This window comes from Sphingomonas sp. Ant20, from assembly GCF_000783375.1.
Taxonomy (GTDB): domain Bacteria; phylum Pseudomonadota; class Alphaproteobacteria; order Sphingomonadales; family Sphingomonadaceae; genus Sphingomonas; species Sphingomonas aerolata.
The window spans coordinates 1-6,583 of the sequence record NZ_JRVI01000159.1 but is presented as its reverse complement, the minus strand read 5'-3'; the positions used below and the strand labels follow the sequence as shown (position 1 = coordinate 6,583).

Below are 6,583 nucleotides of genomic sequence, written 5' to 3'. Positions count from 1 at the left end.
CTGCCGGGGACGCGCGCGACGCTGCCCGCGTCGCCGGTCGCGGTCGTCGCCTGGTTCGCGCTGGTCGTCGCGACCGGCATCGTCGTGGCGATGCAACGCCAGCGCTTCCTCGCGCTGGTCTTCATCAGCGTCATCGGCCTCGTCATCGCGCTCGCCTTCGTCCATCTTTCCGCCCCAGACCTGGCGCTGACCCAGATCGCGGTCGAGGTCGTGACGATCCTGCTGATGCTGCTCGCGCTGCACCTGCTGCCCAAGGTTCCGCCGCAACTCTCGAGCCTGCCGCGCCGCAGCCGCGATGCGCTGCTGGCGGCGGTCGCCGGGATCGGCACCGGCTGGGCGGCCTGGGCGGTGATGACGCGCGACCTGCGCGACACGGTCTCGTCGTTCCACTGGGCGAACAGCTATCCGGGCGGCGGCGGGACCAATGTCGTCAACGTGACCCTGGTCGATTTCCGCGCATTCGACACCTTGGGCGAGATCATCGTGCTCGGGATCGCGGGGCTGGCCATCTATGCGCTGCTCGAGCCCGCGGCGCGCGGCACGGCGGGGCGGCGGTTGCGCGAATGGCGGCACGACATGCCCCATTCGCCCGAGCGCCACCCGATGATGTTCGTGATGGCGACGCGGCTGCTGCTGCCGCTCGCGCTGCTGGTCGGCCTCTACATCTTCCTGCGCGGGCATAACCAGCCCGGCGGCGGGTTCATCGCCGCGCTGGTCGTTTCGATCGCGATCCTGCTGCAATATCTCGCCTCGGGCTTCGACTGGACCGACGACCGCCGCCGGATCGGCGAACATCCGCTGATCGCGGTCGGCGTGCTGATCGCGACCGCGACGGGGCTCGGCTCGCTCGTCTTCGGCGCGCGGTTCCTGACGAGCAGCTTCGGCTATTTCCACATTCCGCTGGTTGGCGAGGTCGAACTGGCGACCGCGATGTTCTTCGATACGGGCGTCGCTTGCGTCGTCGTCGGCGCGGTGATGATGGCGCTCGCCCAGCTCAGCCACGTCGCGCAGCGCGCGGCGCGCAACCGCGATCAGGCCGACGAGGAGACATCGGCATGAGCCTGGAATTCCTGATCGCCAGCGGAATCGCGGTGCTGACCGCAGGCGGCGTCTATCTCGCGCTGCGCGGCCGCACCTTTCAGGTCGTGCTCGGGCTGACCTTGCTGTCCTACGCGGTGAACCTGTTCCTGTTCGCGATCGGCCGGCTCGTCGTCGACCGCCCGCCGCTGTTCGCCAAGGGCGTGACCGACCATGCCGATCCGCTGCCCCAGGCGCTGGTGCTGACCGCGATCGTGATCACCTTCGGGATGACCGCGCTGGTCGTCATCCTGTCGCTGCGCAGCTTCCTCGAAAGCGGATCGGACCAGGTCGACGGCATCGCCGACGCCGTCCCCGGCCCGGAGCAGGATCGCGCATGACGCTGCTCGACCATCTCGTGATCGCGCCGGTCGTGATCCCCGCGATCATCGCGCCGCTGACGCTGATGGTGATGCGGCGGCGGCGGCATGTCGGCGTCGCGCTGTCGCTGGCCGGCTGCGTCGCGATGCTGGTCGTCGCGCTCGCGCTGTTCGGCATCGCGCAGGACGATGCGATCCGCGCCTATCCGCTCGGCGGCTGGCCGGCCCCGTTCGGGATCGTGCTGGTGCTCGACCGGCTGTCCGCCATGATGCTGGTGCTCGCGGCGGTGCTGGCGCTGGTGGTGATGCTCCACGCGGTCGTCACCGCGGTCGATCGCAAGGGCTGGCATTTCCATCCCCTGTTCCAGTTCCAGCTGCTCGGACTGAACGGCGCGTTCCTGACCGGGGACCTGTTCAACCTGTTCGTGTTCTTCGAGGTGCTGCTGATCGCCTCCTACGGGCTGATGCTCCACGGTCAGGGCGCGGCGCGGCTGAAGGCGGGGGTCGCCTATGTCGTCGTCAACATCGTCGGCTCGGCGCTGTTCCTGATCGCGCTGGGGCTGCTCTACGGGCTGACCGGGACGCTCAACATGGCCGATCTCGGCCAGCGCATCGCCGCACTGGGCGCACAGGACCAGGGGCTGATCCGGCTCGCCGGGCTGTTGCTGCTCGCGGTGTTCGCGCTGAAGGCGGCGGTCGTGCCGCTGCACCTGTGGCTGCCGCGCACCTATGCCGCGACCGCGCCGGTCGTCGCCGCGCTGTTCGCGATCATGACCAAGGTCGGCGTCTATGCGATGATCCGGGTCGTGCCGCTGATCTTTGGCGATGCCGCGGGCGCCGCCGCCTGGGTGCCGGCGCCCTGGCTGCTGCCCGCCGCCGTGCTGACCGCGATCATCGGCTTTGTCGGCGTGCTGGCGGCGCGCGCGATGCGCGAACAGGCGGCGTTCGCGATCCTCGGCTCGACCGGGACGCTGCTGCTCGCGGTATCGTGCTGGACACAGGCGACGACCGCGGCCGCGTTGTTCTATCTCGTCCACGCGACGCTGGCGGGCGCGGCGCTGTTCCTCGTCGCCGACGTGACGCTGCGCCGACGCGGCCAATATGGCGACGCGATCGTCCCCAGCCCGCGCTTTGGCGGCCAGCAGGCGACGGGGCTGCTGTTCCTCGCCGCGACTATCGCCGCAGTCGGCCTGCCGCCGCTGTCGGGGTTCGTCGCCAAGCTGTTCATCCTCCAGACCAGCGTCACGGCCGCGCCATGGCCGCTGATCTGGGCGACAGTGCTGGGCACCACGCTGATCGGCGTGGTCGGCTTTGCCCGCAGCGGCAGCACGCTGTTCTGGAAGGCGGCCGACGATGCCAACCCGATCGCGGGCGCGGACCGGTCGCGCGCCGAACTGATCGCGCCGGCGACTCTTATCGTGCTGCTCGCGCTGCTGACGCTCGGTGCCGGCTGGGCCACCGCGCAGGCCGAGGCGACCGCCGCGCAGATCTATGCCCCCGATCGCTATGCGGCAGCGGTCCTGACGGAGGCGACGCGATGATCAAGCGCCTCCTTCCCCACCCCGCGCTGACCGCGATGCTGGTCGTCGTCTGGCTGCTGATGGCGAACAGCATCACGGTCGGCGGGATCCTGCTCGGTATGGTCTTCGGGATCGTCCTGCCCAAGTTCACCGAGCCCTTCTGGCCCGATCGCCCCCGCGTCCGCTTCGGCCGCGCGCTGCTCGGCTATGTCGGCCTCGTGCTCTACGACATCGTCGTCGCCAATTTCGAGGTCGCGCGGCTGATCCTGTTCCGGCGCAACCGCGATCTCCGCTCGCGCTGGCTGGTCGTGCCCGTCGCGCTGTCGTCGCCCGAGGCGATCACCGTGCTCGCCGCGACGATCAGCCTGACGCCGGGGACGGTCTCGTCCGACGTGTCCGCCGACGGGCGCTTCCTGCTGGTCCACGCGCTCGACGTCGCGGACGCGGCCGCCGAGATCGCGCGGATCAAGACCCGCTACGAGGCGCCGCTGCTGAGGATCTTCCCATGATCGCCATAGCCTTGCAGATCGCCGCCATCGCCATCGCGCTCGCGCTACTGCTCAACGGCTGGCGGCTATACCGCGGGCCCGCGCTCGCCGACCGGATCCTCGCGCTCGACACGATGGTGATCAACGTCATCGCGGTGATCGTCGTGATCGGCATGATGGGCGGCAACGACACCTATTTCGAGGCCGCGCTGCTGCTGGCGATGGTCGGGTTCGTCAGCACCATCGCCTATTGCAAGTTCCTCCTGCGCGGGGACATCGTCGAATGAGCGGCATCGTCGAGATCGTCATCGCCGGACTGATCCTGCTCGGCGCGGCGTTCGTGCTGATCGGTAGCTGGGGGCTGGTCCGCCTGCCCTCGACGATGGAGCGGCTGCACGGCCCGACCAAGGCGACGACGCTCGGGCTCGGCGGGCTGCTGCTGGCGTCGGTGGTGTTCTTCCAGGTCCGGCTCGGCGTCTGGACCGCGCACGAGCTGCTGATCTCGCTGTTCCTGTTCATCACCGCACCGATTTCAGCGAACATGATCGCCAAGGTCCATCTCCACCGCGCGCGGACCGGCGACCGCCCCGATCACGACGGCATTTCGGGGCCACCGCCCCGGCCCGACCCGGATGGCGAAGGCGAATGGGCGACGTTCGAGGCGCCGCATACCGACACGCAGGCCTCGATCGAAAACCCCTGAGCGTCGCCACGGGGTCGCGCGGCCGGGTCAGGCCGGCTGTGGCCCGGGCTGTTTCGGATCCACCACGAACTTGGCGAAGGTGGAGATCGACCCGCCCGGCCGATCGACCTGGTCCATCACCTTCACCTCGGCAAGCCAGCGGTCCGGCGTCACGGTGAACAGCTGATAGCCGCGCTGGTTGTTGAGCAGGCTGACGTTCGGATTATGGTCGAGCGCGCGCGTCTCGCCCGCATAGCGCGCACCGCCGGTGCCGCCCGACGAGATCGAGGTCGCGAGGAACTCGGTCGCGATCGCGGGACCGCCAAGGTCGTTCGCGTCGCGCGGGACCGAACCGACGACATTCTGGTGCAGGTCACCGCTGCCGATCACGACATTAGTCAGCCCGCGCCGCGCGATGCCGTCGACGAGCCGCTGCCGCGCCAGCGGATAGCCGTTCCAATTATCCTTGCCGACCACCGGCGTCGTCGCGCCGTCCTTGCGCGCGTCATAGGGCATGAACAGCACCTGCTGCGCGATGAAGTTCCACCGGGCGTCATTGGCGAGCCCGTCGTCCAGCCAGCGCTCCTGCGCGGCCCCCAGCATCGTGCGCCCCGGCCGGTCGACCGGCACGCAGGCGTCGAGTTCGCCCCGCGCGATCCCGGGCCGCTCGCAAAGCTGGTCGCTGCGGGCCGAGCGCGTGTCGAGCACGTGCATCCGCGCCAGCGTGCCGTAATCGAACCGGCGATAGGCGCGCCCGGTCCCGGGCCGTTGCGCGCGGCGGACGGGGACATGCTCGTACCAGGCCTGCAACGCCGCGGCCTTGCGCGCGGCGAACACCGGCGGCGGGTTGCCGTCCTTGTCGAATTCGCCCGCCCAATTGTCGTCGATCTCGTGATCGTCGAACGACATGATGAACGCGACCGCCGCGTGCGCCGCCTGCAGGTCGGGATCCGCCTTGTACTGCGCATAGCGGCGACGATACTGGTCGAGCGTATAGGTCTCGGCGCGAGGTGCTTGCGCGGACTGGGCTCGGCCCGGGTCGCCATCTCGTAGATATAGTCGCCATAATGGAAGACCGCGTCGAGATCGGGCTCGCGCGCGACATGCGCATAGGCGGTGAAGAAGCCCGTCTCGAAATCCTGGCACCCCAGCATCGCCAGCCGCAGCCGATCGAGCGACGCGCCCGCCGCAGGCGCGGTGCGCGCTGTCCCCACCGGGCTCGATCCGGCACCCTGGACGAGGAAGCGATACCAATAGGGGCGGTGCGATCGCAGCCCGTCGACCTCGACATGGACCGAATGCGCAAGCGTCGCGTCGGCGACCGCCGATCCCGTCCGGACGATCTTGCGGAAACCGGGGTCCTCGGCGATGTCCCAGCGGACCGGAACATCATGCGGCGGCATGCCGCCGTCCGGGGTCTGCGGCTCGGGCGCCAGCCGGGTCCAGATCACGAACCCGTCGGGCCAGGGGTCTCCGGAGGCGACACCGAGCGTGAACGGATCGCGCGTGAACGTCGCCTTCGCCAGCAACCGCGGCGCCCCCGCCCCGCCCCGCCCAGCACCGCGAGCGAGAGGCCGGCCTTGACCAGATTGCGGCGATCGAACTGAGCCATAAGGACACTCCCTGCGGCAGCGCGCGCCTGCTGCGCCCGACCGGCGTCGCAGCGCGACCTGCTATGCCGGAAAGACGGAGCAGCCGGGCAAAACCCGACAGACAAAAGAACGGGCGGCGGCGATCCTACGGATTTCCGGGCCCGCCCGCCGGGCGGATGGCGATCGCGTCTTTCCCGTAAGCGACATCGACCTGATAGGCCGCCTCCACCGCCTGCAATGCGCGGTCGGTGTCGGAAATATGAAAGCGGCCGCTGATCGGAAGCGCCTGCAGGCCGCGATCCTCCAACAGGATCGGCCGCGCCGAGTAACGCTGCACCTTGCCGATCAGCACCGCGAGCGGAACGTCGGACGCCTCGAACCACCCCGACTTCCACTCGGGCGCGCTGGCCGCGATACGCGGTTGCGCCGTGACCTGCCCGTCGACGACGCGCGCACCGTCGCCCTTGTGCAGCACCAGATCCGCTTCCCCGGCGACGCCGACCTCGACCGCACCGCGGTAGACGACCACGGCGGTGCGCGTCGGCGACTGGCGATCGACGTTGAACGCGGTGCCCAGCACGCGGACGGACGTGGTGCCGCTCGCGACCCGGAACATCCGGCTGCGTTCGTGGCGGATATCGAAATAGGCCTCGCCGCGGACGAGCTCGGCACCGCGGTGCCACGGCAGAATTCGCACGCGCAGCTCGGTGTCGCCGCTCAGGTCGACGCGCGACCCGTCCGCGAGCACGACGGTGCGGCTCTCGCCAGGGCCGGTGCGATAGCGCGTCGTCGCCAGCATCGGCACGAGCAACAGAATCGCAACCAGCATCGCGCAGGCAGCAGCGGCCAGCCGCGGCATCGATCGCCGCCCCCGGCGCGCGCGATCGTCCCCGGGCCGGCCGAT

General features: G+C 69.8%; 8 protein-coding genes. 6 read left to right on the top strand and 2 right to left on the bottom strand.

Annotated features, from left to right (window positions below; all coding sequences use genetic code 11):
* The 6 genes from mbhE to NI18_RS16420 all read left to right on the top strand — a co-directional run.
* Positions 1–1,059: hydrogen gas-evolving membrane-bound hydrogenase subunit E (gene mbhE / locus NI18_RS16445; protein ID WP_037531536.1), on the top strand; the 1,059-nt coding region annotated here is incomplete at its 5' end.
* A gap of 2 nt (positions 1,060–1,061) precedes the next feature.
* Positions 1,062–1,418 (top strand): Na+/H+ antiporter subunit C, encoded by a 357-nt coding sequence (locus NI18_RS16440; protein ID WP_042467027.1) that lies wholly within the window; start codon positions 1,062–1,064, stop codon positions 1,416–1,418.
* The gene (locus tag NI18_RS16435; protein WP_037531534.1) at positions 1,415–2,938 is read left to right on the top strand and encodes a monovalent cation/H+ antiporter subunit D; all 1,524 of its coding nucleotides are present in this window, start codon (positions 1,415–1,417) and stop codon (positions 2,936–2,938) included. The genes NI18_RS16440 and NI18_RS16435 overlap by 4 nt, the downstream gene beginning before the upstream one ends.
* On the top strand, positions 2,935–3,426 hold the full coding sequence (locus tag NI18_RS16430) for a Na+/H+ antiporter subunit E (RefSeq protein ID WP_037531532.1): 492 nt from the start codon (positions 2,935–2,937) through the stop codon (positions 3,424–3,426). The genes NI18_RS16435 and NI18_RS16430 overlap by 4 nt, the downstream gene beginning before the upstream one ends.
* A complete protein-coding gene (locus tag NI18_RS16425; RefSeq protein ID WP_037531531.1) occupies positions 3,423–3,692 on the top strand; it encodes a K+/H+ antiporter subunit F in 270 nt (89 codons plus the stop codon). The genes NI18_RS16430 and NI18_RS16425 overlap by 4 nt, the downstream gene beginning before the upstream one ends.
* Positions 3,689–4,108, top strand: a complete 420-nt coding sequence (locus NI18_RS16420) for a Na+/H+ antiporter subunit G (RefSeq protein ID WP_037531528.1) — start codon at positions 3,689–3,691, stop codon at positions 4,106–4,108. Before NI18_RS16425 ends, NI18_RS16420 begins: the two co-directional genes overlap by 4 nt.
* A 27-nt stretch (positions 4,109–4,135) precedes the next feature.
* Here the strand turns inward: NI18_RS16420 and NI18_RS27245 are convergent, their stop codons facing one another.
* Both NI18_RS27245 and NI18_RS16410 read right to left on the bottom strand, forming a co-directional pair.
* Complete coding sequence (locus NI18_RS27245) at positions 4,136–5,233, bottom strand: alkaline phosphatase D family protein (RefSeq protein ID WP_306286473.1); 1,098 nt, start codon at positions 5,231–5,233, stop codon at positions 4,136–4,138.
* Positions 5,234–5,824: 591 nt separating this feature from the next.
* On the bottom strand, positions 5,825–6,583 hold a 759-nt coding region (locus tag NI18_RS16410), incomplete at its 5' end, for a FecR domain-containing protein (RefSeq protein WP_037531526.1).